Source organism: Kosakonia sp. SOY2, assembly GCF_027109175.1.
In the GTDB taxonomy this organism is placed as follows: Bacteria; Pseudomonadota; Gammaproteobacteria; order Enterobacterales; family Enterobacteriaceae; genus Kosakonia.
Genome location: NZ_JAPVXH010000001.1, coordinates 2105637 through 2128291 on the forward strand (window position 1 = coordinate 2105637; position 22655 = coordinate 2128291).

Genomic DNA, 22655 nt, shown 5'->3' on the forward strand with positions numbered 1-22655 from the left:
TTGCTTAATTTCTTAAGGTTGTCTTAAAAATCGGCTGTCAGCATAGCGCTACTTTCATTGCAGGATCCGAGTATGCGTATGCTTCACCTTCGTCGGCCAACCTTAAGCCGCCTCCATTTTCTTCTGCTCTTCGCCGCTTATATTGCGCTGGGCCTGAATATTGCGTTTTATCACCAGGCATTCACTTTATTGCCGGTGAACTCATTGCATAGCTGGCTGGTTTTCCTCTCCATGCCACTGGTTGCTTTCAGTGTCATTAATATTGTGTTGTCTCTGGCGTCATTTGTGCGTCTTGATCGCCTGGTTATCTCACTCTTTGTGCTGGTGAGTTCGGCGGCGCAGTATTTCATTTCGACGTTTGGCATTATTATCGACCGTTCAATGATCACCAATATTCTCGACACCACGCCGGCGGAAAGTTTCGCCCTGCTGTCGACTAAACTGGTGCTGACGCTGCTGCTGACCGGCATTCTGGCCGTGGTTATCGCCTGGTGGATTAAAATAAAACCCGCCCGCTCCGCGTTACGCAGCGTAATGTTGCGCGTTGCCAGCATTATTATTTCTGTGCTGGTTATCGTGGCGGTGGCGCTGCTGTTTTATAAAGATTACGCCTCGCTGTTTCGCAATAATAAAGAGCTGGTGAAAACACTCAGCCCGTCAAACTCCATTACGGCTTCACTGTCGTGGTATTCCCATAACCGCACCGCCAATTTGCCGCTGGTGAGAATTGGCGAAGATGCGCGTCAACGCCCGGAAATGCAGCGCGGTCCGCACAAAAACCTCACGATTCTGGTGCTGGGTGAAACTTCGCGTGCGGCGAACTTTTCACTCGGTGGTTATGAGCGTGAAACCAACCCGTTGTTAAAACAGGATAATGTTATTTACTTTCAGAACACCGCTTCCTGTGGGACGGCGACCGCCGTCTCCGTACCGTGCATGTTCTCCGGTATGACACGCGCCCATTATGACGATCAACTGGCGGCGCATCAGGAAGGGTTGCTGGATATTATCCAACGTGCGGGAATTAACGTGCTGTGGAATGAGAACGACGGTGGCTGTAAAGGCGCATGCGATCGTGTTCCGCATCAGGATATGACGCAATTAAACTTGCCGGATTACTGTATTAAAGGCGAATGCCAGGATGAGATCCTATTCCACGATCTCGCCAGTTATATCGATAAATTGCAGGGTGACGGGGTGATTGTATTACACACCATCGGCAGCCACGGGCCGACGTATTACAACCGCTACCCGGCGCAGTTCCGTAAATTTACGCCGACCTGCGATACCAATGAAATTCAGACCTGCTCACAGCAGCAGCTGATTAATACCTACGACAACACTATTTTGTACGTCGATTATATTGTTGATAAAGCAATAAAATTGCTGCAATCGAAGCAGGATAAATTCACCACCAGCCTGGTTTATCTCTCCGATCACGGTGAGTCGCTTGGCGAAAATGGTGTTTACTTGCACGGCCTGCCGTACTCCATTGCGCCGGAAACACAAAAACATGTTCCGCTGCTGATTTGGCTGTCGCAGGAGTATCAAACGCGTTATGGCGTGAACAGTCAGTGTCTGCAAAAAAATGCGCGGGAGAAGGCAGTTTCACAGGACAACCTCTTCCCGACGATGTTGGGTATACTGGGTGTCAGCACGAAAGAGTACCGTGCTGAAGACGATCTTTTAACCGCGTGCCGGGGGCAGTTGAAATGAAGATTCTGGTGGTTGAAGATGATGCTCTGCTGTTGCAGGGGTTGATTCTGGCGATGCAAAGCGAAGGGTACGCCTGCGATGGCGTCTCTACCGCGCATGAAGCTGCGCTGTGTCTGGCAAACGGCCATTACAGCCTGCTGGTGCTCGATTTGGGTCTGCCGGATGAAGACGGTTTGCATCTGCTCACCCGGCTGCGCCGCGAAAAATATACGTTGCCGGTATTGATCCTCACCGCCCGCGATACGCTTGAAGATCGCGTGGCTGGGCTGGATACCGGTGCAGACGACTACCTGGTCAAACCCTTTGCGCTGGACGAGCTGAACGCCCGCATTCGCGCGCTGCTGCGCCGTCATAATAATCAGGGCGATAACGAAATCAGCCACGGTAATCTGACGCTGAATGTGACCCGCCGCCAGGCATGGCTGGATAACCAGTTGCTGGAGCTGACGCCAAAAGAGTACGCCCTGCTATCGCGCCTGATGCTGAAAGCCGAAAGCCCGGTACACCGGGAGATCCTCTATAACGATATTTACAACTGGGATAACGAACCGTCGACAAATACGCTGGAAGTGCATATCCATAATTTACGCGACAAAATCGGTAAATCGCGTATCCGTACCGTGCGCGGGTTTGGCTACATGCTGGTACAACCGCAGGAACGGAGCTGATTAATGGCGCTCTTCAATTTCAGGCGCTGGAGCATGCGCCGCCGTTTGTTACTCACCATCGGTGGCATTCTGGTGTTTTGCCAGTTGGTCAGCGTGTTCTGGCTGTGGCATGAAAGCGAAGAGCAAATCCAGCTGCTGGTGCAGGCAGCCATTCATAATCACAACAACCGCAAACATATCGAGCATGAAGTCCGCGAAGCAGTGGCTAGCCTGCTGGTGCCAAGCCTGTTGATCATCGGGCTGGCGTTGCTGCTCTGTATGCAGGCGGTGAAAGCCATTACCCGTCCGCTGCTTGAGCTGCAGGAAGAGCTGAATAAACGCACACCGAACAACCTGCAACCCATCACGCTCAACAACAGCGTCAGCGAAGTGGAAGCGGTTACCTCATCGATTAACGAGCTGGTCTCCCGCCTGACGCTAACCCTCGACAGGGAGCGGCTGTTTACCGCCGACGTTGCCCATGAGCTGCGCACGCCGCTGGCGGGGTTACGTCTGCATCTGGAATTGATGGCGAAAACCAGCGGTATCAACGTCGACCCGCTGGTGCAGCGCCTTGAGCAAATGACGGAAAACATTGCCCAGCTATTACTGCTGGCGCGCGTCGGGCAGTCTTTCTCCGCAGGGAGTTACCAGCAGGTGATGCTGTTGCAGGATGTGGTGCAACCCATGCGCAGTGAACTGGAACAGATGCTGACCGCGCGCGAACAGACGCTGGAAATTGCAGAGCCAGAAAGGGACATTGCGGTTGCCGGTGACGCCACGCTGCTGCGGCTGCTGGTGAGAAACCTGGTGGAAAACGCCCACCGCTATAGCCCGACAGGATCGGCCATTACCGTACGTATCGAAAACGCTGCCGCACCGGTACTGGCGGTGGAAGATGAAGGGCCGGGCATTGATGAAAGTCGCAGCGGAGAGCTCAGTAAAGCCTTCGTGCGTATGGACAGCCGCTATGGCGGCGCGGGCCTGGGATTAAGCATTGTGTCGCGTATCGCGCAACTGCATGACGCGCAGTTCTTTTTACACAACCGGCTGACGCAATCTGGCGTACGGGCGTGGGTAAAATTTCTCCCCGGCGCCCGCCAGGCATAAATCAGTAGGTCAGCACCCACAGACGGGCAAAAACAATCACTAACGCCAGCGCGAAAGCGACAGCGAAAAACTCACGAACCTTAAATTGTTGCATCAGATTGCCCTCCAGAATACCGGTGGGCAGTGTGTCAGGCGTAGGTTAAGCCAACATTAAGAGAGCCCGGACAGGCTCTCTTTTTTGTTATTTTGTGCTGGCATGTCATCGCACGGATTTCAGGATGCGGCAATAAACAGATCGCGCAACTGGTGCAACTGGTCGCGTACTTTCGCCGCTTCTTCGAACTCCAGATTTTGCGCATGCTGCATCATCTGACCTTCCAGTTCGTGGATTTTCTGCTGCAGCGCTTTCGGCGAGAGCGCCAGTTCAGCCGCTTCCACCTGCGCAGGCGTGCGCGTTTTACCACGGCCTTTCGCACGCGTCTTCGCCAGCCCTTCGCCAAGCGCCAGAATATCCACCACTTTCTTGTTCAGACCCTGTGGCGTAATACCGTGTTCTTCGTTATAGCGCTGCTGTTTCTCACGACGACGCTCGGTTTCGCCAATCGCTTTCACCATCGACGGTGTGATCTTGTCGCCATACAGAATCGCTTTACCGTTGATGTTACGTGCGGCACGGCCAATCGTCTGGATAAGTGAGCGCTCAGAACGCAGGAAGCCCTCTTTGTCGGCATCCAGAATCGCCACCAGCGAGACTTCCGGCATATCCAGCCCCTCACGCAGCAAGTTGATACCGACCAGCACATCGAACTCGCCAAGGCGCAAATCGCGGATAATCTCCATACGTTCAACGGTGTCGATATCCGAGTGCAGATAACGCACCCGCTCGCCATGCTCTTCCAGATATTCGGTGAGATCTTCCGCCATGCGTTTGGTCAGCGTCGTCACCAGAACACGTTCGTTAATCGCGGCGCGCTGGCGAATTTCAGAGAGCAAATCGTCCACCTGAGTCGCCACCGGACGCACTTCAATTACCGGATCGAGCAGCCCCGTCGGGCGCACCACCTGATCAATCACTTCGCTGCCCGATTTCTCCAGCTCGTAATTGCCCGGCGTCGCCGAAACATAAATTGACTGCGGTGCCAGCGCTTCAAACTCTTCAAATTTTAACGGTCGGTTATCCAGCGCCGACGGCAGGCGGAAACCGTACTCCACCAGCGTCTCTTTACGCGCACGGTCGCCGCGATACATCCCGCCGATCTGTGGAATGGTCACGTGGGATTCATCGATTACCAGCAGACCATCGGCTGGCAGGTAGTCGAACAGCGTCGGCGGCGGCTCGCCCGGCCCGCGCCCGGAAAGATAGCGCGAGTAGTTTTCAATCCCCGAGCAGTAGCCCAGCTCGTTCATCATCTCCAGATCGAACTGCGTACGCTGGCTGAGCCGCTGCTCTTCCAGCAGTTTATTGTTTTCCAGCAGCGTTTTACGACGTTCCGCCAGTTCAACTTTGATCTCCTCCATCGCCTGCACGATCCGCTCGCGCGGCGTCACATAGTGCGTTTTTGGGTAGATGGTGAAGCGCTGGATGCCCGACTCAATATGGCCGGTCAGGGGATCGAACAGCGACAGGCGCTCAACTTCTTCATCGAATAATTCGATACGCAGCGCCAGATCATCAGATTCCGCCGGGAAGACATCGATAACTTCGCCGCGTACGCGAAAAGTGCCGCGCTGGAACGCCTGATCGTTGCGGGTATATTGCAGCTCCGCCAGACGACGCAGGATCGCGCGTTGATCGATGATCATGCCCTTAGTCAGGTGCAGCATCATTTTCAGGTAGAGATCCGGATCGCCCAGACCATAGATGGCGGAAACAGAGGCCACCACAATCACATCGCGACGCTCCAGCAGCGCCTTCGTCGCTGACAGACGCATCTGCTCGATATGCTCGTTCACCGAGGCATCTTTTTCGATAAAAGTGTCAGAACTTGGCACATACGCTTCCGGCTGGTAGTAGTCGTAGTAAGAGACGAAATACTCGACCGCGTTCTCCGGGAAGAACTCTTTCATTTCACCATACAGCTGCGCGGCCAGCGTTTTGTTCGGTGCCAGCACCATTGTCGGGCGCTGGAGATCGGCAATCACATTGGCGACGGTGAATGTCTTCCCTGAACCCGTCACCCCGAGCAGCGTCTGGTGCGCCAGGCCGTCTTCCAGACCTTCCTTGAGGCGGCGGATAGCTTCAGGCTGATCGCCGGAAGGACGAAAAGCGGAATTCAGTTTGAACGGTTTACTCATGAACGGCTACCTGATGAAGGAATGAGCGGGCAGGTAACACATTTTACTCACCCTGTTCACTTTTGCCAATAAATAACACTGGATGAAAAAACAGTAGCGAAACAGGCAATCTGTACTACTCCCCGTTAGGGCACCGCTTCTCCCCTCAAATTTCAGCGCGGACAAGATAAAACACTAACCCTTTCAGGTTATCCCCAAAATTTTTCCTCTTTTAACATTTGTCAAGCGAGCCTTTGAAAGTTTTGTGGCAGCGGGTGACACTTTTCTTACAGGCATTGCTTTTATATAACCTTTTGATTATTAAAAATAATCTTAAAAAGACGTGTTTAACACCAATTCAGGCGCAACCCGCGTCCTCTCTCGCTTGCCGCATGTTTTCTAACTCTAATACACAAGGTTATCCACAGGAATAGTGGATAACTGCCGCCAGGCCGGATACCTCGCCTTCCCGCCAAATCCCATTTTGTCCCAGGCGGGCGCCGCTAAAAATTTTTTATCTTTTCTTTTTGATAATTATCGGCAAACGAAACGCAGGATCCGCATGAGATCGTTCTCACAGATCCAGCCATTGCTGCACCACAACTCAACACTGCAAGCACTGGCAAAGTGCAGAATTTTTACCTGGCTTCTTCCCTCCTCACGTTTTAAAAGCCACTTTTCTCAGCAGCATCCGAAAAAAAAGCCTTTTTTATGTTCTGGCAAGCCTTTTGCAGAATCATCAAAGTCATCAGAGCCGAAACAAGGAGCGGACAATGTTGAGCTTACGGGCAGTAAACCAGTATTACGGTAATCAGCATACATTGTGGAATGTCGACCTCGATTTATCCCCCGGGGTCTGCACATCAGTTATTGGGTTGCCAGGCATGGGCAAGACGACACTGGTGAATTGCATCACCGGCTATTTACCCATTGAAAGCGGCAGCATGATTTGGCAGGAAGCGGGCGCACCGCCGCGCGACTTGCTCTCTTTGCAAGCCGAACACCGCAGCGCCATCGGCATCAGCTATGTGCCGCAGGACAGGCGGATTTTTTCGCAACTCACCATTGAGGAAAATCTGCACGTCGCGATGCGCGCCGGCAGTGAACCGGGCAGCGCAGTGCGGCGGGATATTTACGATTTGTTCCCTGAACTGTATGAACTGCGCCAGGTACGTGGCGCGGAGTTGTCAGAAGATAACCAGCAACAACTGGCGATGGCGCGGGCGCTGGTTACGCACCCACGGCTGTTGATCCTGGATGAGCCAACGCGCGGTCTGGGGCAGGCTTTTATTCATAAACTGGGCAATTTGATCGTGCGGCTCAACCAGGAGTTTGGCATGACCATTTTGCTGGCTGAACAGCACTTATCATTTATTCGCCGGGTCGCCGACCGTTTCTGCCTGCTGCACCGCGGGCGCAATGTCGCGCAGGGCGACGTTAAACTGCTTGATGATCCACTGCTCTCAAAGTGGATGACACCGGAGTCAGGACACTGAGATCAAGATAATGACCCGTTTTTTCTTTTTCCGGTGCGTGGGCAAACCAGGGAATTTCGCCAATCAGCGGAGCCTGCATCACGCGCCGAAGCGTTGCCAGATACTCCGGGTGTCGCCTGCCCGGCTGCACCACATCGTTAGCAATCCAGCCCGCCAGCCGTAACCCCGCCTGACGCACCGCTTGTGCGGTTAACATGGCATGGTTGATACAGCCAAGTTTTACGCCAACGACCAGAATCACCGGCAACTGCTCCTGCACCACCCAGTCGGCGAAAGTGAGCGTCTCTGAAAGCGGCGTAAACCAGCCCCCCGCCCCTTCCACCAATAGCCACTCCGCCTGTGTTTCCAGCGCGCGCAGCCCGGCGGACATCACCTGCGCATCAATGGGTTCACCCACATCGGCACTCACAATATGCGGTGATGTGGGTTCTGCGAAGGTATACGGATTGACTGTCTTATACGCCATCGGCAGGCTGCTGTGGTGTTGCAGCGCCAGCGCATCGCTGTTGCGTAATCCGTCTGCGGTCATCTCACTCCCGGAAGCCACCGGTTTATAACCCGCACTGCGTAAACCACGCAGATTTGCTGCCTGCAAAAGCGCGCAGCTGGCGACAGTTTTCCCGACTTCCGTATCCGTACCGGTCACAAAATAGCGTTCAATCACGGGCGATCACTCCCCAAAAAAGATGATAAGTCAGCGGGCATTTGCCCTGCTGTTGCGGCCAGGCCAGCTGCAAGCGTTGCAGTTTGCCGCGTGTCAGCCCCTGCTGCCTGCCCGCGTGTAAATGTGTTGCGCCAATACCTTTTAGCGAACGCAGCGCCGCAGTGGCATCGTCAAAGTGCAAGGTTATCGTCTCGACGCCACTGCGCAGCCGCCAGCCACGCAAAGCCTGCCCGATGGCTGGCAAGGTTAAAAAACGGTTGGCGTGCGGATGGTCGTCAATCGCGCGCCACGCCTGGTTCAGCTCCGGCAGTGATGCCGCGACCAGTGTCGTAAAAGCAACACAACCGCCGGGTTGAGTCACGCGATACAACTCCCCGACAGCCTGGCGCAAATCATCACACCACTGCACCGCCAGGTTGCTCCAGACCAGTGAAAATTGCGCATCCGCCAGCGGCATGGCTTCAATATCGCCTCTGACATAGCGCTGCGCGCTGTGCTGACGGCGCGCCTCATCGAGCATATTCGCCGAGAGATCCAACGCCGTTACCTCACCGCCCTGCCCGCGCCAGTAGCGGCTCATTGCGCCGGGTCCACAACCGGCGTCCAGCACCTGAGCAGGCGTAACAGCGCCCAACTTAGATAACAGCAGATCGGCGCTCCGGCGCTGCAATTCGTCGTGCTGAGTATAACTGTGTGCCGCGCGGCCAAAAGCAGCGGCGACCGCCTGTTTATTCACCGTCATGCAAAGCCTCCAGCAAACGGTCGATATCATCGAACTGGTGCTCTGCTGTCAGCGTCAGGCGTAACCGCGCCGTGCCCGGCGGTACGGTGGGCGGGCGAATCGCTGTCACCCAACAGCCGCGCTGACGCAAGCGTTCAGCCAGCCGCAATGCGCGGCTATTTTCACCCACAATCAGTGGCTGGATTGCGCTGGTGGAATCCGTCATCGTGACGGATTCATATGCCACACTGTGACGAAAATGGGCAATCAGCGCCGCCAGTTTTTCACGCCGCGCTTTCCCCTCGTCGCTACGAATAACCTGCAATGCCGCGCCAAGCGCCACCGCCTGTGCGGGAGGCATCGAGGTGCTGTAAATCAGGTGGCGGGCAAATTGCAGCAGGTAATCCGCCACCGTGTCACTGCACAACACCGCCGCACCACTGACGCCAAAGCCTTTGCCGAAGGTCACCACCAGCACGTGCGGCTTGATGCCCTGCAGGTGACAACTGCCGCGCCCCTGCTCGCCCACCACGCCAATGCCGTGGGCATCATCCACCATCAACCAGGCCCGCGCTTCCCGCGTGGCATCAGCAACCGCCACCAGCGGTGCACTGTCGCCATCCATGCTGAAGACGCCCTCGGTCACCACCAGTTGCTGCCCGGCAAGCGGTTTTGCCAGCAGCGTGGTCAGTTGCCCGATATCGTTATGCGCGAAACGCCGCAGCTGCGCCGGGCTGTGGCTGGCGGCTTCCAGCAGTGATGCGTGGCTTAATTTGTCAGCGACAATCCTGTCCTCTTTGCCCGTCAGCGCAGCAATGACCGCCTGATTAGCGGCAAAACCAGAGATAAACAGCAACGCGCGCGAGTAACCAAGCCAGTCGGCCAGCGCCTCCTCCAGTTCCCGATGCGCGGTGGTGTAGCCGCTGACATGACCGGAGCCACCGCTACCCACGCCATAACGTTCCGCGCCCTGTTGCCAGGCGCGGATCACGGCAGGATGTTGGCTTAAACCGAGGTAATCATTACTGGAGAAGTTGCAAAAGCGCTGCTCGCCAAGTGTGAGCCAGCGCCCCGCGCCCTGCGAGACGGCACGCCTTGTGCGCAGCGCATCTGCCGCGCGACGCTCATCCAGAGCGGCATCAATACGCTGTTGCCAGCTCATACGGCTGCCGCGTTGTAATACTGGTCGGTATCGGCGTGTAACAACTGTTGCTCAAGCTGCTGCTGTTGCTCGTTGTCGCCGTTCAGCACCGCCGTCTGCTGCGGGTTCAGGCCGAGCTTACGGAACAGTTGCAGATCTTTATCCTCTTCCGGGTTCGGCGTGGTAAGCAGTTTGCAGCCGTAGAAAATGGAGTTCGCCCCGGCCATAAAGCACATCGCCTGAGTCTGCTCGTTCATTTGCTCGCGTCCGGCAGAAAGACGCACATGCGAGGTCGGCATCATGATGCGCGCAACCGCAATGGTGCGGATAAAGTCAAAGGCGTCGACGTCCTCGTTATCCGCCAGCGGCGTCCCTTTTACTTTGACCAGCATATTGATCGGCACGCTTTCCGGCGGTGTTGGCAGGTTCGCCAGTTGCAATAACAGACCGGCGCGATCGTTAACCGTTTCACCAAGACCGACAATGCCGCCGGAGCAAACTTTGATGCCCGCGTCGCGCACTTTATCCAGCGTATCGAGGCGCTCCTGATAGGTGCGCGTGGTGATGATATTGCCGTAAAACTCCGGCGAGGTATCAAGGTTGTGGTTGTAGTAATCCAGACCCGCTGAAGCCAGGCGTTGAGCCTGATTTTCGTTGAGCGTGCCAAGCGTCATGCAGGCTTCCAGCCCCAGCGCTTTTACCCCTTCGACCATTTTTTCGAGGTAGGGCATATCGCGATCGTGCGGGTTTTTCCACGCCGCGCCCATGCAGAAACGCGTCGATCCCGCGCGTTTCGCCTGGCGGGCGGATTCCAGCACCTGTTCAACTTCCATTAACCGTTCGGACTCCAGCCCGGTTTTATACCGCGCGCTCTGCGGGCAGTATTTGCAATCTTCCGGGCAGGCACCGGTTTTAATCGACAGCAAGGTGCTGACCTGAACCTGGCGCGGATCGAAATGCTGGCGGTGGACCTGCTGCGCTTCAAACAGCAGTTCAAGGAGGGGTTTTTCAAATAGCGCGGTCACTTGCGACATTGTCCAGCGTGCGTGGTGAGCCATCGGGCATCTCCAAAGGGTGTTGTAAAATCGTTATTCGGTGTAGACTCGTAAACCTAAAACTTTTTAATTTGGTTTACAAGTCGATTATGACCCTGGACGATCTCGCCTTTGACGCGCGACATATCTGGCACCCTTACACCTCCATGACCTCCCCGCTGCCGGTTTACCCGGTGCAGTCCGCACAAGGTTGCGAGCTGATACTCAGCAGCGGCGAACATCTGATTGACGGTATGTCCTCCTGGTGGGCGGCAATTCACGGCTACGGGCACCCGGAGATTAACGCGGCGATGAAAGCGCAAATCGACGCGGTATCCCACGTGATGTTTGGCGGCATCACTCACCCGCCAGCGATTGACCTGTGCCGCAAGCTGGTGGCGATGACGCCGGAAGCGCTGGAGTGCGTCTTTCTGGCCGACTCCGGCTCCGTGGCGGTGGAAGTGGCAATGAAGATGGCGCTGCAATACTGGCAGGCGAAAGGCGAGCCGCGACAGCGTTTTCTCACCTTCCGTAACGGCTATCACGGCGACACGTTTGGCGCGATGTCGGTCTGCGATCCGGATAACTCCATGCACAGCCTGTGGAAAGGCTATTTGCCGGAAAACCTGTTTGCGCCCGCGCCGCAAAGCCGCTTTGACGGCGAATGGGACGAGCGTGACATGGTGGCCTTCGCACGCCTGATGGCAGCGCATCGCCACGAAATAGCAGCAGTGATCCTCGAACCTATTGTTCAGGGCGCGGGCGGCATGCGTATCTATCACCCGGAGTGGCTTAAGCGAGTGCGCAGGATGTGCGACCGGGAAGGCATTCTGTTGATTGCCGACGAAATCGCCACCGGTTTTGGTCGCACCGGCAAGCTGTTTGCCTGCGAACATGCCGGGATCGCCCCGGACATTCTGTGTCTTGGCAAAGCGCTGACCGGCGGCACAATGACGCTTTCGGCAACGCTCGCCACGCGCAACGTGGCAGAGACCATCAGCAACGGTGAAGCAGGCTGCTTTATGCACGGGCCAACGTTTATGGGCAACCCGCTGGCCTGCGCGGCAGCCAACGCCAGCCTGACCATATTGCAACAAGGTGCATGGCAAGCTCAGGTGTCGGCGATTGAAGCGCAGTTAAACGCGGAGCTGGCACCCGCGCGCGAAGCGGCCAATGTCGCCGATGTGCGAGTGCTGGGAGCCATCGGCGTGGTGGAAACCCGTTCGCCAGTTAATATGGCGGCGCTACAACGCTTCTTTGTTGAACAAGGCGTATGGGTACGCCCGTTTGGCCGGCTTATCTACCTGATGCCGCCCTATATCATCACCCCGGAGCAGCTCTCCCGTCTGACCCGCGCCGTCAATGCCGCCGTGTTGCGCGATGACCTTTTTGCCTGAGGTTTTGCCGGGGATCGGCTACACTTCCCGGCACGCATGAAAAGCAGAAGGAGTGCATATGAAGTTGGTCAGCCATGATTTACGCGACGGCGAAAAGCTGCCGCATCGCCAGGTGTTCAACGGTATGGGCTACGACGGCGATAATATCTCCCCGCATCTGGCGTGGGATGAGGTTCCTGCCGGCACCAAAAGTTTTGTTGTGACCTGCTACGATCCGGATGCACCGACCGGCTCCGGCTGGTGGCATTGGGTGGTGGCGAACCTTCCCGCCGATACGCGCGTGCTGCCGCAAGGCGCCGGTTCCGGTCTGGCGGCATTGCCGGATGGCGCAGTGCAGACACGCACCGATTTCGGCAAAGCCGGTTACGGCGGCGCCGCACCGCCGAAAGGCGAAACGCACCGTTATATCTTTACCGTCTATGCGCTGGACGTAGAGCGCATTGAGGTCGATGAAAATGCCAGCGGCGCGATGGTCGGTTTTAACGTCCATTTCCATACGCTATCCAGCGCCTCAATTACTGCCCTTTTTAGCTAAAAAGAAGGGATTTACAGCCGATTGTACAAATCGGCTTCCCGTTTCGCTCAACTTAGTATAAAAAAGCAGGCTTTGAAGTCCTCTTTCAACTTTTGCATAGTCTGGAGCTCCCCTTGAACACATCATCGGTTTCCCGTCTGGCGCTGGCGCTCGCTTTTGGCGTGACACTGACCGCCTGTAGCTCAACCCCGCCGGCGGAACGTCCGTCTGAACAGAAAGCGCCTGGCACCGCCGCGCGCCCGATCCTCAGCGCAGGTGAAGCGAAAAACTTTGTAGCGGACCGCTATTTTACCGCCATGACGCCGGATAACGCGGCATGGAAACCGGTCGCCATCCGTCTGCCGGAAAAAGCGAACTTCGTGGTCGGCCCGGCCGGTACGCCGGGTGTGACACATACCACCATTCAGGCAGCGGTAGACGCGGCAATCAACAAACACGCCAGCGATCGTCAGTACATCGCGGTGATGCCAGGTGAATATGAAGGTACGGTTTATGTGCCTGCCGCGTCCGGCAGCGTGACCATTTACGGTACCGGCGAGAAAGCGCTGGATGTGAAAATCAAACAGGCTATTGATGCCGAAATGGACCCGAACAGCTGGCGTCGTCTGGTCAATCCGTCGGGCAAATACATGCCGGGCAAACCGGCATGGTATATGTTCGATAACTGCCAGAGCAAACGTACCGCAACTGTCGGCGTAATGTGTTCTGCGGTCTTCTGGTCACAGAATAACGGCCTGCAACTGCAAAACCTGACCATTGAAAATACGCTGGGTGACAGCGTTGACGCGGGTAACCACCAGGCGGTGGCGCTGCGCAGCGATGGCGATAAAGTGCAGATCAACAACGTCAATATTCTGGGTCGCCAGAACACCTTCTTTGTTACCAACAGCGGCGTGGATAACACCCTGCGTACCGATCGCCAGACCCGTACGCTGGTGACCAACAGCTATCTTGAAGGCGATGTCGATATCGTGGCCGGTCGCGGCGCGGTGGTGTTTGATAACACCGACTTCCGCGTAGTGAACTCGCGCACCCAGCAGGAAGGTTATGTGTTCGCACCAGCCACCCTGTCTAACCTGTATTACGGTTTCCTCGCCGTCAACAGCCGCTTTAACGCCGCCGGTAACGGTGTGGCACAGCTCGGCCGTTCACTGGATGTTGATGGCAACACCAACGGCCAGGTGGTGATCCGCGATAGCGTAATCAACGAAGGCTTTAACGTGGCGAAACCGTGGGCCGATGCCGCTGTTTCCGGCCGTGCTTATGCCGGTAACACCGGAACCGTTGACGATAAAGGCAACGTGCAGCGCGAGCTGAACAACCCGCAGTTCAACCGCATGTGGGAGTTCAACAACCGCGGCGTTGGTAGCCAGGTTGTGGCGATGCCGAAAAAATAAGCCGCTCCTGATAAGAAAAAACCTCGCCGTAGCGAGGTTTTTTTATGCGCGACATGCAGCATCAGAACGCGTTAACCACCACCCACATTGGCCCCTGACCTACCGCATAGCGGGATTTCTCGGTCAGCAACCCTTGCTCGCCGCTGATCTCGTACACCGCAATGTGGTGCGATTTCTGCCCGGCGGCAATCAGGTATTGACCGCGATTATCAATATTGAAGCCGCGCGGCTGCGTTTCCGTTGGCTGGAAGCCTTCGATCGCCAGCACGCTACCATCTTCCGAAACGCTGAACACGGTGATAATGCTGGCGGTACGGTCGCAGGTATAAAGATGGCGACCATCCGGCGTGATATGAATATCCGCCGCCCAGCGCGTGTCGCTGAAATCCGCAGGCATCATATCCAGCGTCTGCACACACTCGATGTTGCCGTGCGCATCGCTGAGCTGCCAGACATCGACTGAACCGTTGAGTTCATTGACGCAGTAGGCAAAACGCTGGTTCGGATGAAACACCATATGACGCGGGCCAGCGCCCTCAACGGTGGTGACCTCCGCTGGCTCCTGCGCCGTCAGATTGCCGTCATCGGCCAGCGTAAACAGGCAGATGCGATCCTGTTTCAGTGCCGGTGTCCACAGAGTGCGGTTGTCCGGAGAGATATTCGCCGAGTGGCACCCTTCCAGCCCTTCCACCACGTCAACCGTCCCGGTCGGCAGGCCATCGTCCAGACGGACGACGCTCACACTGCCCGCGTTGTAGGACGCGCTGAACAGGAAGCGCCCGCTGCGATCGGTTGAGATATGCGTCGGGCTGCCCGGCAGCGGCGATTCCGCCGCGAAAGTCAGGGCGCCATCATCCGGCGCGATACGATACGCGATAACGCGAAATTCAGGGCGAACCCCGACATAGAGGTAACGTTTATCCGGGCTGACAACCATCGGCTGCACCTGGCCGGGCACATCCACCACCTGGACAAGCGTCAGGCTACCTTCAGAGTTCAGGCGCCAGACGTGGATCTGCTGACTTTCCGGGCTGGCGGTATAAACGGTTTGTTTCATGAACGCTCCTCTCCTCTAATTCTTTTTTGCATTAAGTAACCAGGATAGCTGCTTTTGTTGGTTGATGCTGAATTTTACCCGGAGATTTTGCGCAGCCGGTGACCCGGTGTACCATCCCCGGACATTTGAATTTCAACATCGACCACGGAATACGATATGACTTCGCGCGTGATTGCACTGGATTTAGACGGTACGCTACTGACCCCGAAAAAAACGCTTCTGCCCTCATCCCTTGAAGCGCTGGCTCGCGCAAAAGCCGCCGGTCATCAACTGATTATCGTGACAGGTCGGCATCATGTTGCCATCCACCCTTTTTATCAGGCACTGGCGCTGGATACACCTGCAATTTGTTGTAATGGCACTTATTTGTATGATTATCATGCAAAAAAAGTGTTAAGCGCCGATCCGTTATCGGTTTCTCAGGCGCAGCAGTTGATCACACTGCTTGATGAGCACGCGGTTCACGGTCTGATGTATGTCGACAACGCCATGCTGTATGAAAAGCCAACCGGCCATGTTGAGCGCACCAACACCTGGGCGCAACAGTTGCCGCCAGAGCAGCGCCCGGTCTTTCGGCAAGTGGCTTCCCTGCGCACAGTGGCACAGGAGGTAGAGGCTATCTGGAAATTTGCGCTCACCGATACCGACACGCAGAAACTGAAAAATTTTGCCCAGCACGTGGAGCAAACGCTGGGGCTGGAGTGCGAATGGTCATGGCATGATCAGGTCGATATCGCCCGCGCGGGCAACAGCAAAGGCAAACGTCTGAGCGAATGGGTGGCGTCACAGGGGCTATCGATGAAGGACGTGGTGGCGTTTGGTGATAACTATAACGATATCAGCATGCTGGAAGCCGCTGGTGTCGGCGTGGCGATGGGCAATGCCGATGACGCGGTAAAAGCCCATGCTAACGTGGTGATTGGCGACAACACCGTCGACAGCATTGCGCAATTTATCTACAAAGAACTGCTGTAAACCCCTGCCCGGTTCGCCGGGTGAAAAGCTTATGCCCCTGCGTCAGGGGCTAATACCGGGCGCGGGCTGATGACCGCCCACAATGCATCGCAGGCGGCGCATCCGGCGATCACGCGGTTATCGACACGCTTTTGATTTGCGCATATAACCACTGACCCGGCTTCACGGCCAGCTCATCTCTGGCCCACGGACTGATGCGCGCCCACAGGGTGCGGCTGCCTACTTCCAGTTGCACTTCCACCTGGCCGTCGATATCAAAACATTGCGCCACTTTCGCACGCAGAATATTACGGATACTGGTATTCATCGGCGGCTGCAGCACCAGCGAAACATCTGTCGCCTGAATACGGATCCGCAGCGCGCTTTGCAGCGGAAGGTCGACCTTGTTAACCCAAATATGCTGATCGCCAAGCGCCAGCGCCGTCATCGCATAGTGCGGATGGTGCTCCAGCACCACCACTTTCAACACGCTACTTTGCTGCTCCGCCGGTAACCACGGGTTCATCACGCGGCTGCCCCAGACATCCTCCAGGCTGCCGAAGGCTTTCACTTCTCCCGCCTCCAGCACCATCACTTTATCTGCCAGATGCAGGATTTCATCCAGGGAGTGGCTGACGTACAGCATCGGAATATTGATCTCCCGCGCCAGCCGTTGCAGGTACGGCAGCAGCTCGCGCTTACGAGGAATATCCAGCGACGCCAGCGGTTCATCCAGCAGCAGCAATTCCGGCGCGGTTAACAGCGCACGGCCAATCGCCACACGCTGCTTTTCGCCGCCGGAAAGCCCACCGGGTAAACGATCCAGCAACGGTTCAATACCGAGTAACGCCACCAGTTTGTCGAACTGACCAGCCATGGATTTGGCCATGCCGTAACGCAGATTGCCGCGCACTTTGTAATGCGGAAACAGTCGCGCGTCCTGGAAAACATAGCCGACACGCCGCTTCTCCGGCGGCAGGCAAATTTTGCTTTCGGTATCAAACAGCACGCGATTATTCAGCGCTATCCGCCCTTGCTGTGGGTGTGTCAGGCCACCAATCGCGTTGATCAACGAGGTTTTCCCGGCGCCCGAAACGCCAAAAATCGCGGTGATGCCGCTGGCGGGCAGCGTTTCAGCAATGCGTAAGCGATGCGTACCCAGTGTCTGGGTGAAATTGAGTTCCAGCATAACTTACCTCCCTGTCCTTTCGCGGCTAATACGGGCCAGCCATTCGGAAACCAACAGCGAAACCAGTGCCAGCACTATCGAGATAATACATAACCGCGCCGCCGCGCCTTCACCGCCGGGCGTCTGAATCAGGGTGTACATTGCAGAGGGAATGGTGCGGGTTTCGCCCGGAATATTGGAAACAAAGGTGATCGTCGCGCCAAATTCACCCAGTGAACGGGCAAAGGCCAGCACCGTGCCAACGATAATTCCCGGCAAAGTAAGCGGTAACGTAATGGTGAGAAAAACGCGCCAGCGCCCGGCACCTAACGTGCGGGCTGCCTGCTCCAGTTTGGTATCTACGCCCTCCAGCGCCAGACGGATAGCGCGCACCATCAGCGGGAACGACATCACCGCTGCGGCCAGCACCGCGCCGCGCCAGCTAAAGGCAAAGGTGATACCAAACCAGTCATACAACCACTGACCAATGAAACCGCGCCGCCCCATCGCCACCAGCAATAAATACCCCACTACCACCGGCGGCAGCACCAGCGGCAGGTGCAGCACACTGTCGAGCAGCGCTTTGCCCGGAAACGTGCAGCGCACCAGCAGCCAGGCAAAAAAGATCCCAAACGGCAAACTGAAAACCACTGCCAGGGATGAGACTTTCAGGCTCAGCAATACCGCCTGCCATTCGGGATCCGTCAATATCATTCGTGCGTAGTAAATCCGTAACGTTTAAAGATTTCAGAAGCCTGCGGGCCTTTCAGATAGTCATAAAACGCCGTTACCGTCGCGTTTTTATGGCCGTCGATAATAGCCAGCGGGTACTCAACTTTTTGGTGTGAATCTTCCGGGAAGGTCCCGACCACTTTCACCCCTTTACTGGCAACCGCGTCCGAGCCGTAGACAATGCCAAGCGGCGCTTCGCTGCGCTCCACCAGCGCCAGCGCACCGCGCACATCTTCCGCCGGAGCCAGCTTCGGCGACAGGGTTTCCCATGCGCCCAGTTTGGTCAACGCTTCTTTGGCATAAATCCCCGCCGGAACATGTTCCGGGTCACCAACGGCCAGACGCCCGCCTTTCAGCAGACTGTTCCAGTCGGTTTTAGCATTAATAACGATATCGCCCTGCGCACTGTTTTTGGGTGCCACAACCACCAGGCTGTTACCGAGCAGTGTTGCGCGGGTTGCGGTATCGATAGCTTTTTTATCTACCGCGTAATCCATCCATTTCTGATCGGCTGAAATAAACAGATCCGCTGGCGCTGCTGCTTCAATCTGGCGCGCCAGAGTAGAAGAAGAAGCAAACGAGGAGACCACCTCAACGTTTTTCTCTTTTTTATAGGCCGCCGCAATATCCTGCATTGCGTTAGTCAGTGATGCTGCTGCAAAAACGGTAATTTTACCTTCATCCGCCAGCGCATGCCCGGCAACGGAGAGCGTTAATGTCGCCGCGGCAAAAAGGCGTAACCATGTACGTGCCATCTGGAACTCCTGTGAGTGTCGTTATATACGTAAAAACATAACGATATTACCAGAGTTTCCCGGCGGTTAGGTAATACCCATCAAGAATTAGCAACCTATATAAATATATCGGCAGGAAGTAACGAGATCTTGAATATCTGACAGATAAACGCCCGCGAAAGCGGGCGTTTGCAAGAGAGGATCAGCGTTGCTGACGGCTTTGGTCGCGGCGACCGACGCCAGAAAACACGTTAAACACTTCACCCAGACCATAAATCAGCCCCAGGATAATCGCCATCACGACAGGCACCATGACGACGGCAAACACCAGGCTTTTCAACAACTCAAACATAGTCGTCTCCAGAAATTGTGAACGAGGCATTCTAGCCTGATTCAGGTGATAAACACTCGCCTTTTGTGCGATTGGCCTCGCAGCGTTATGCGCATTCACCGGCATCAGGCTAGGCGTAGTGACGGTTTTCCTTCACAATAGTTCTTTTGCCAGGACATTGCGTAATGCAGGCTGAAATTCTCCTCACACTCAAACTCCAGCAGCGCCTTTTTGCTGATCCGCGCCGTATTTCTCTGCTCAAGCAGATTGTTGAAACCGGATCTATCAGCCAGGGCGCGAAGAACGCCGGTATCAGTTATAAAAGCGCCTGGGATGCCATTAATGAGATGAACCAACTCAGCGAACAGACGCTGGTTGACCGCGCGACCGGCGGCAAAGGCGGTGGCGGCGCGGTGGTGACGCGCTACGGGCAGCGTTTGATTGAGCTTTACGAACTGCTGGCGCAAATCCAGCAAAAAGCGTTTGACGTGCTGAGTGATGATGACGCCCTGCCTTTAAACAGCCTGCTGGCGGCGATTTCGCGTTTCTCGTTGCAGACCAGCGCCCGCAATCAGTGGTTTGGCACCATTACCGCGCGCGACCACGACCACGTGCAGCAACATGTCGACGTGCTGCTGGCAGACGGTGAAACCCGCCTCAAAGTCGCTATTACCGCGCAAAGCGGCGAACGCCTGGGCCTCGACGAAGGCAAAGAGGTGCTGGTGCTGCTGAAAGCGCCGTGGGTAAGCATTACGCAGGATGCCAAACGCGCCGCGCAGGCCGATAACCAGCTTACCGGGCGCATCAGCCATATTGAGCGCGGCGAGCAGCAAAGTGAGGTGCTGATGACGCTGCCTGACGGCCAGTTGCTCTGCGCCACCGTGCCGACCCAAGAGATAGATAATTTGCAGGAACAGAGCGAAGTGACCGCATATTTTAATGCCGATCGCGTGATTATCGCCACGTTATGCTAATCGCATTGACAAGATAGCTCATTGCACGTATCCCTGAGTTTCTACGCTGCAAAAAATGGGATACATAATGTCATCATTGCAAATTTCGCAAGGCACGTTTCGTCTTAGCGACACCCGCACGCTGCACATTGAACACTTAGCGCTACGCGCTGGCGAAAGCTGGGCTTTTGTCGGCGCGAATGGCAGCGGCAAGTCAGCGCTGGCTCGCGCGCTGGCGGGGGAATTGACCTTACTGAAAGGTGAACGCCAGTGCCAGTTTACCCGCCTCACCCGCCTCTCTTTTGAGCAGTTGCAAAAGCTGGTCATCGACGAGTGGCAGCGCAATAACACCGATATGCTCAGCCCCGATGAAGAGGATACCGGGCGTACCACCGCCGAGATCATTCAGGATGAAGTGCAAGACGCGCAGCGCTGCGCACAACTGGCGACGCAGTTTGGCATCTCGCATCTGCTGGAGAGACGCTTTAAATACCTCTCGACCGGCGAAACCCGGAAAACGCTGCTCTGCCAGGCCCTGATGGCCGAACCGGAGTTACTGATCCTTGACGAGCCTTTCGACGGGCTTGACGTCCATTCACGCCAGCAACTGGCAGAACTGCTCGCGCGCCTCAATGCTGACGGCTTTACGCTGGTGCTGGTGCTGAACCGCTTTGATGAGATCCCGGACTTCATACAACACGCCGGGGTTCTGGTGGATTGCTCGCTCACAGAAACCGGAGAAAAAGCAGCCCTGCTGCAACAAGCGTTGATCGCCCAGTTAGCCCACAGCGAAAAATTATCCGGTATCACGTTGCCGGAACCGGATGCGCCCCCGGCGCGCGAAACATTAAACGCAGACGCGCCGCTTATCGTGCTGAACGATGGCGTCGTCTCTTATAACGACCGGCCAATCATCGATCACCTTTCATGGACGGTAAAGCCCGGCGAGCACTGGCAGATCGTCGGCCCGAACGGCGCGGGCAAATCGACACTATTAAGCCTGATAACCGGCGATCATCCGCAGGGCTACAGCAACGATTTGACCCTGTTTGGCCGTCGTCGCGGCAGCGGTGAAACCATCTGGGATATCAAAAAGCATATTGGCTATGTCAGCAGCAGCCTGCATCTGGATTACCGCGTCAGCACCAACGTACGCAATGTGATCCTCTCTGGCTATTTCGACTCGATTGGTATTTACCAGGCCGTTTCGGATAAGCAGCACAAACTGGCACAGCGCTGGCTGGATATTTTAGGTTTCGATGCGCGCACCGCCGACGCACCGTTTAATAGCCTCTCCTGGGGTCAGCAGCGGCTGGCGCTGATTGTGCGTGCGCTGGTCAAGCATCCAACGCTGCTCATTCTTGATGAACCGTTACAGGGTCTTGATCCTTTAAACCGCCAGCTTATTCGCCGCTTTGTTGATGTATTAATTAGCGAAGGTGAAACCCAGTTGTTATTTGTTTCGCACCACGCCGGAGACGCGCCCGCTTGTATTACCCACCGGCTTGAATTTGTACCAGAGGGTGACGGATATCGTTATCAACTTACACCACAATAATTAGGGGGATGGTTCCATTTCGCCGGATATGATGTAATAGCCCCGCTTTAAATAAGCAACATAATAACGATCTCTGACTGGTCAGTTGGCAACATAAAATTGTCGGCGGCCAGTTTTTGTTATGGCAAGAAAAAAGCCCGTCGATGGACGCCGGGTAAAAAATTACGGGACTATGATGAATCAATTCCTCCGCATGACCCGCGCCATTTCTCTGGCTGCGGCGCTGTTACTGGGTTTCGGCAGTGCCGCTGTCGCCGATGAGAATGCGCAAACACCCGCCTCCGGTCAGGAAGCACAATTAAAGCAAGCCGTTGAAAATATGCAGCGTGCCAGTATTCACGGCCCGCATAAAATTGATCTCGGTAATCAGGCGATTCTGAACCTGCCTGAAGGTTTCGCTTATATTCCATCGCAGCAGGCAGCGGTATTTATGCGGGCGCTGGGCAACCATGTTGATAACAACTCTTTTTATGGGCTGGTATTTAGCAATGATATTTCGGGCTTTGTTTCCATTGAATATGCCAATGCCGGTTATATCAAAGATGACGATGCTAAAGACTGGGACGCCGACGAACTGCTGAGTAATTTGCAGGAGGGCACCAAAGCCGGCAATAAAGAGCGTAGTGAAAAAGGCATCCCGCCAATTGAAGTGTTGGGTTGGGTAGAAAAACCCACCTACGAGGCGACCACGCATCGCCTGATTTGGTCTGCGGCAATCCGCGATATTGGCAGCAATGTGCCGGAAAAAGAACAAGGGGTTAACTACAACACCTATCTGCTGGGTCGTGAAGGTTATCTGTCGTTAAACCTGGTAACCGATCGCGGCACCGTTGAGCAGGAAAAACCGCTCGCCAAAACGTTACTTAACGCCGTGACCTTTAACGACGGCAAAAAATACAGCGACTTTAATGCTTCTACCGACAAGATTGCCGAATATGGCCTGGCGGCGCTGATTGGCGGCCTGGCGGCGAAAAAACTGGGCCTGCTGGCGCTTATCGGCGTGACGCTGCTGAAGTTCTGGAAACTTGGCCTGATCGCCGTGGCGGCGTTCGGCATGGGTGTGAAAAAAATGCTGTTTCGCAAAAAAGCCGAGTAA

At 55.7% G+C, this 22655-nt stretch carries 22 protein-coding genes; 12 read left to right on the forward strand and 10 right to left on the reverse strand.

From position 1 onward, the window contains the following. Positions 1-72: 72 nt before the first annotated feature. The 3 genes from eptA to pmrB are packed head-to-tail and all read left to right on the forward strand — an operon-like array spanning position 73 to position 3473. On the forward strand, positions 73-1716 hold the full coding sequence (eptA, locus tag O3S68_RS09965) for a phosphoethanolamine transferase EptA (protein WP_045514027.1): 1644 nt from the start codon (positions 73-75) through the stop codon (positions 1714-1716). Further along, positions 1713-2384 carry a two-component system response regulator PmrA gene (gene pmrA, locus O3S68_RS09970; protein ID WP_020457097.1) on the forward strand — a complete coding sequence of 224 codons (672 nt, stop codon included), beginning with the start codon at positions 1713-1715 and terminating at the stop codon, positions 2382-2384. Before eptA ends, pmrA begins: the two co-directional genes overlap by 4 nt. A 3-nt stretch (positions 2385-2387) precedes the next feature. Continuing rightward, positions 2388-3473 carry a two-component system sensor histidine kinase PmrB gene (gene pmrB, locus O3S68_RS09975; protein WP_020457096.1) on the forward strand — a complete coding sequence of 362 codons (1086 nt, stop codon included), beginning with the start codon at positions 2388-2390 and terminating at the stop codon, positions 3471-3473. A gap of 213 nt (positions 3474-3686) precedes the next feature. Here pmrB and uvrB read toward each other — a convergent pair whose 3' ends face one another. Further along, entirely contained in the window at positions 3687-5708 is a 2022-nt protein-coding gene (gene uvrB, locus O3S68_RS09980; RefSeq protein WP_269231414.1) for an excinuclease ABC subunit UvrB, read from the reverse strand. Positions 5709-6120: 412 nt separating this feature from the next. Here uvrB and O3S68_RS09985 point away from each other — a divergent pair, with 412 nt between their 5' ends. Together O3S68_RS09985 and O3S68_RS09990 are read left to right on the forward strand one after the other, a co-directional pair. Next, a complete protein-coding gene (locus O3S68_RS09985) occupies positions 6121-6498 on the forward strand; it encodes a hypothetical protein (RefSeq protein ID WP_269231415.1) in 378 nt (125 codons plus the stop codon). Continuing rightward, entirely contained in the window at positions 6461-7183 is a 723-nt protein-coding gene (locus tag O3S68_RS09990; RefSeq protein WP_044489598.1) for an ABC transporter ATP-binding protein, read from the forward strand. Before O3S68_RS09985 ends, O3S68_RS09990 begins: the two co-directional genes overlap by 38 nt. On the opposite strand, the gene bioD is transcribed toward O3S68_RS09990, so the two are convergent. From bioD to bioB, 4 genes are read right to left on the reverse strand one after another with little or no spacing between them, the layout of a single operon-like run. Next, on the reverse strand, positions 7125-7847 hold the full coding sequence (gene bioD / locus O3S68_RS09995) for a dethiobiotin synthase (RefSeq protein WP_020457092.1): 723 nt from the start codon (positions 7845-7847) through the stop codon (positions 7125-7127). The genes O3S68_RS09990 and bioD overlap by 59 nt on opposite strands. Further along, positions 7840-8589 (reverse strand): malonyl-ACP O-methyltransferase BioC, encoded by a 750-nt coding sequence (gene bioC / locus O3S68_RS10000; protein WP_269231416.1) that lies wholly within the window; start codon positions 8587-8589, stop codon positions 7840-7842. Before bioC ends, bioD begins: the two co-directional genes overlap by 8 nt. After that, a complete protein-coding gene (gene bioF, locus O3S68_RS10005) occupies positions 8576-9730 on the reverse strand; it encodes an 8-amino-7-oxononanoate synthase (protein ID WP_045514015.1) in 1155 nt (384 codons plus the stop codon). The genes bioC and bioF overlap by 14 nt, the downstream gene beginning before the upstream one ends. Further along, positions 9727-10767, reverse strand: a complete 1041-nt coding sequence (gene bioB / locus O3S68_RS10010) for a biotin synthase BioB (RefSeq protein WP_045514012.1) — start codon at positions 10765-10767, stop codon at positions 9727-9729. Before bioB ends, bioF begins: the two co-directional genes overlap by 4 nt. An 86-nt stretch (positions 10768-10853) precedes the next feature. Here bioB and bioA point away from each other — a divergent pair, with 86 nt between their 5' ends. From bioA to O3S68_RS10025, 3 genes are all read left to right on the forward strand, one after another. Continuing rightward, positions 10854-12140, forward strand: a complete 1287-nt coding sequence (bioA, locus tag O3S68_RS10015; RefSeq protein ID WP_269231417.1) for an adenosylmethionine--8-amino-7-oxononanoate transaminase — start codon at positions 10854-10856, stop codon at positions 12138-12140. 58 nt (positions 12141-12198) lie between these two features. Then, on the forward strand, positions 12199-12675 hold the full coding sequence (locus O3S68_RS10020) for a kinase inhibitor (protein ID WP_045514006.1): 477 nt from the start codon (positions 12199-12201) through the stop codon (positions 12673-12675). A 113-nt stretch (positions 12676-12788) separates the two neighbouring features. Continuing rightward, positions 12789-14072 carry a putative acyl-CoA thioester hydrolase gene (locus tag O3S68_RS10025; RefSeq protein WP_065368965.1) on the forward strand — a complete coding sequence of 428 codons (1284 nt, stop codon included), beginning with the start codon at positions 12789-12791 and terminating at the stop codon, positions 14070-14072. A gap of 61 nt (positions 14073-14133) precedes the next feature. On the opposite strand, the gene pgl is transcribed toward O3S68_RS10025, so the two are convergent. Continuing rightward, entirely contained in the window at positions 14134-15129 is a 996-nt protein-coding gene (pgl, locus tag O3S68_RS10030) for a 6-phosphogluconolactonase (RefSeq protein ID WP_020457085.1), read from the reverse strand. A gap of 156 nt (positions 15130-15285) precedes the next feature. On the opposite strand from pgl, the gene O3S68_RS10035 reads away from it, so the two are divergent. Further along, positions 15286-16104: a pyridoxal phosphatase gene (locus O3S68_RS10035; protein WP_269231418.1), complete on the forward strand. Its 819-nt coding sequence runs from the start codon at positions 15286-15288 to the stop codon at positions 16102-16104. 109 nt (positions 16105-16213) lie between these two features. On the opposite strand, the gene modC is transcribed toward O3S68_RS10035, so the two are convergent. The 4 genes from modC to O3S68_RS10055 all read right to left on the reverse strand — a co-directional run bounded on the left by modC (position 16214) and on the right by O3S68_RS10055 (position 19069). Continuing rightward, positions 16214-17272 carry a molybdenum ABC transporter ATP-binding protein ModC gene (modC, locus tag O3S68_RS10040; RefSeq protein ID WP_045513997.1) on the reverse strand — a complete coding sequence of 353 codons (1059 nt, stop codon included), beginning with the start codon at positions 17270-17272 and terminating at the stop codon, positions 16214-16216. Positions 17273-17275: 3 nt separating this feature from the next. Beyond that, on the reverse strand, positions 17276-17965 hold the full coding sequence (gene modB, locus O3S68_RS10045) for a molybdate ABC transporter permease subunit (protein ID WP_020457082.1): 690 nt from the start codon (positions 17963-17965) through the stop codon (positions 17276-17278). Continuing rightward, positions 17962-18738 carry a molybdate ABC transporter substrate-binding protein gene (modA, locus tag O3S68_RS10050; RefSeq protein WP_269231419.1) on the reverse strand — a complete coding sequence of 259 codons (777 nt, stop codon included), beginning with the start codon at positions 18736-18738 and terminating at the stop codon, positions 17962-17964. Before modA ends, modB begins: the two co-directional genes overlap by 4 nt. Positions 18739-18919: 181 nt before the next feature. Further along, complete coding sequence (locus tag O3S68_RS10055; RefSeq protein ID WP_017455971.1) at positions 18920-19069, reverse strand: AcrZ family multidrug efflux pump-associated protein; 150 nt, start codon at positions 19067-19069, stop codon at positions 18920-18922. A gap of 164 nt (positions 19070-19233) precedes the next feature. Here O3S68_RS10055 and modE point away from each other — a divergent pair, with 164 nt between their 5' ends. The 3 genes from modE to O3S68_RS10070 all read left to right on the forward strand — a co-directional run bounded on the left by modE (position 19234) and on the right by O3S68_RS10070 (position 22655). Further along, on the forward strand, positions 19234-20022 hold the full coding sequence (gene modE, locus O3S68_RS10060) for a molybdenum-dependent transcriptional regulator (RefSeq protein WP_097406842.1): 789 nt from the start codon (positions 19234-19236) through the stop codon (positions 20020-20022). 67 nt (positions 20023-20089) lie between these two features. After that, positions 20090-21559: a molybdate ABC transporter ATP-binding protein ModF gene (gene modF, locus O3S68_RS10065; protein WP_269231420.1), complete on the forward strand. Its 1470-nt coding sequence runs from the start codon at positions 20090-20092 to the stop codon at positions 21557-21559. 175 nt (positions 21560-21734) lie between these two features. Further along, positions 21735-22655, forward strand: coding sequence for a DUF2167 domain-containing protein (locus O3S68_RS10070; RefSeq protein ID WP_269231421.1), 921 nt, complete (start codon positions 21735-21737; stop codon positions 22653-22655).

Excerpts from the sequence above, each read along its gene's own strand:
- bioA (WP_269231417.1), top strand. The coding sequence starts at position 10,854 with ATGACCCTGGACGATCTCGCCTTTGACGCGCGACATATCTGGCACCCT.
- O3S68_RS10020 (WP_045514006.1), top strand. The coding sequence starts at position 12,199 with ATGAAGTTGGTCAGCCATGATTTACGCGACGGCGAAAAGCTGCCGCAT.
- pmrB (WP_020457096.1), top strand. The coding sequence starts at position 2,388 with ATGGCGCTCTTCAATTTCAGGCGCTGGAGCATGCGCCGCCGTTTGTTA.
- pmrA (WP_020457097.1), top strand. The coding sequence starts at position 1,713 with ATGAAGATTCTGGTGGTTGAAGATGATGCTCTGCTGTTGCAGGGGTTG.
- O3S68_RS10035 (WP_269231418.1), top strand. The coding sequence starts at position 15,286 with ATGACTTCGCGCGTGATTGCACTGGATTTAGACGGTACGCTACTGACC.
- bioF (WP_045514015.1), bottom strand. The coding sequence starts at position 9,730 with ATGAGCTGGCAACAGCGTATTGATGCCGCTCTGGATGAGCGTCGCGCG.
- modE (WP_097406842.1), top strand. The coding sequence starts at position 19,234 with ATGCAGGCTGAAATTCTCCTCACACTCAAACTCCAGCAGCGCCTTTTT.
- O3S68_RS10055 (WP_017455971.1), bottom strand. The coding sequence starts at position 19,069 with ATGTTTGAGTTGTTGAAAAGCCTGGTGTTTGCCGTCGTCATGGTGCCT.
- O3S68_RS09990 (WP_044489598.1), top strand. The coding sequence starts at position 6,461 with ATGTTGAGCTTACGGGCAGTAAACCAGTATTACGGTAATCAGCATACA.
- bioB (WP_045514012.1), bottom strand. The coding sequence starts at position 10,767 with ATGGCTCACCACGCACGCTGGACAATGTCGCAAGTGACCGCGCTATTT.
- modC (WP_045513997.1), bottom strand. The coding sequence starts at position 17,272 with ATGCTGGAACTCAATTTCACCCAGACACTGGGTACGCATCGCTTACGC.
- modA (WP_269231419.1), bottom strand. The coding sequence starts at position 18,738 with ATGGCACGTACATGGTTACGCCTTTTTGCCGCGGCGACATTAACGCTC.
- modF (WP_269231420.1), top strand. The coding sequence starts at position 20,090 with ATGTCATCATTGCAAATTTCGCAAGGCACGTTTCGTCTTAGCGACACC.
- bioC (WP_269231416.1), bottom strand. The coding sequence starts at position 8,589 with ATGACGGTGAATAAACAGGCGGTCGCCGCTGCTTTTGGCCGCGCGGCA.
- uvrB (WP_269231414.1), bottom strand. The coding sequence starts at position 5,708 with ATGAGTAAACCGTTCAAACTGAATTCCGCTTTTCGTCCTTCCGGCGAT.
- eptA (WP_045514027.1), top strand. The coding sequence starts at position 73 with ATGCGTATGCTTCACCTTCGTCGGCCAACCTTAAGCCGCCTCCATTTT.
- pgl (WP_020457085.1), bottom strand. The coding sequence starts at position 15,129 with ATGAAACAAACCGTTTATACCGCCAGCCCGGAAAGTCAGCAGATCCAC.
- modB (WP_020457082.1), bottom strand. The coding sequence starts at position 17,965 with ATGATATTGACGGATCCCGAATGGCAGGCGGTATTGCTGAGCCTGAAA.
- O3S68_RS10070 (WP_269231421.1), top strand. The coding sequence starts at position 21,735 with ATGAATCAATTCCTCCGCATGACCCGCGCCATTTCTCTGGCTGCGGCG.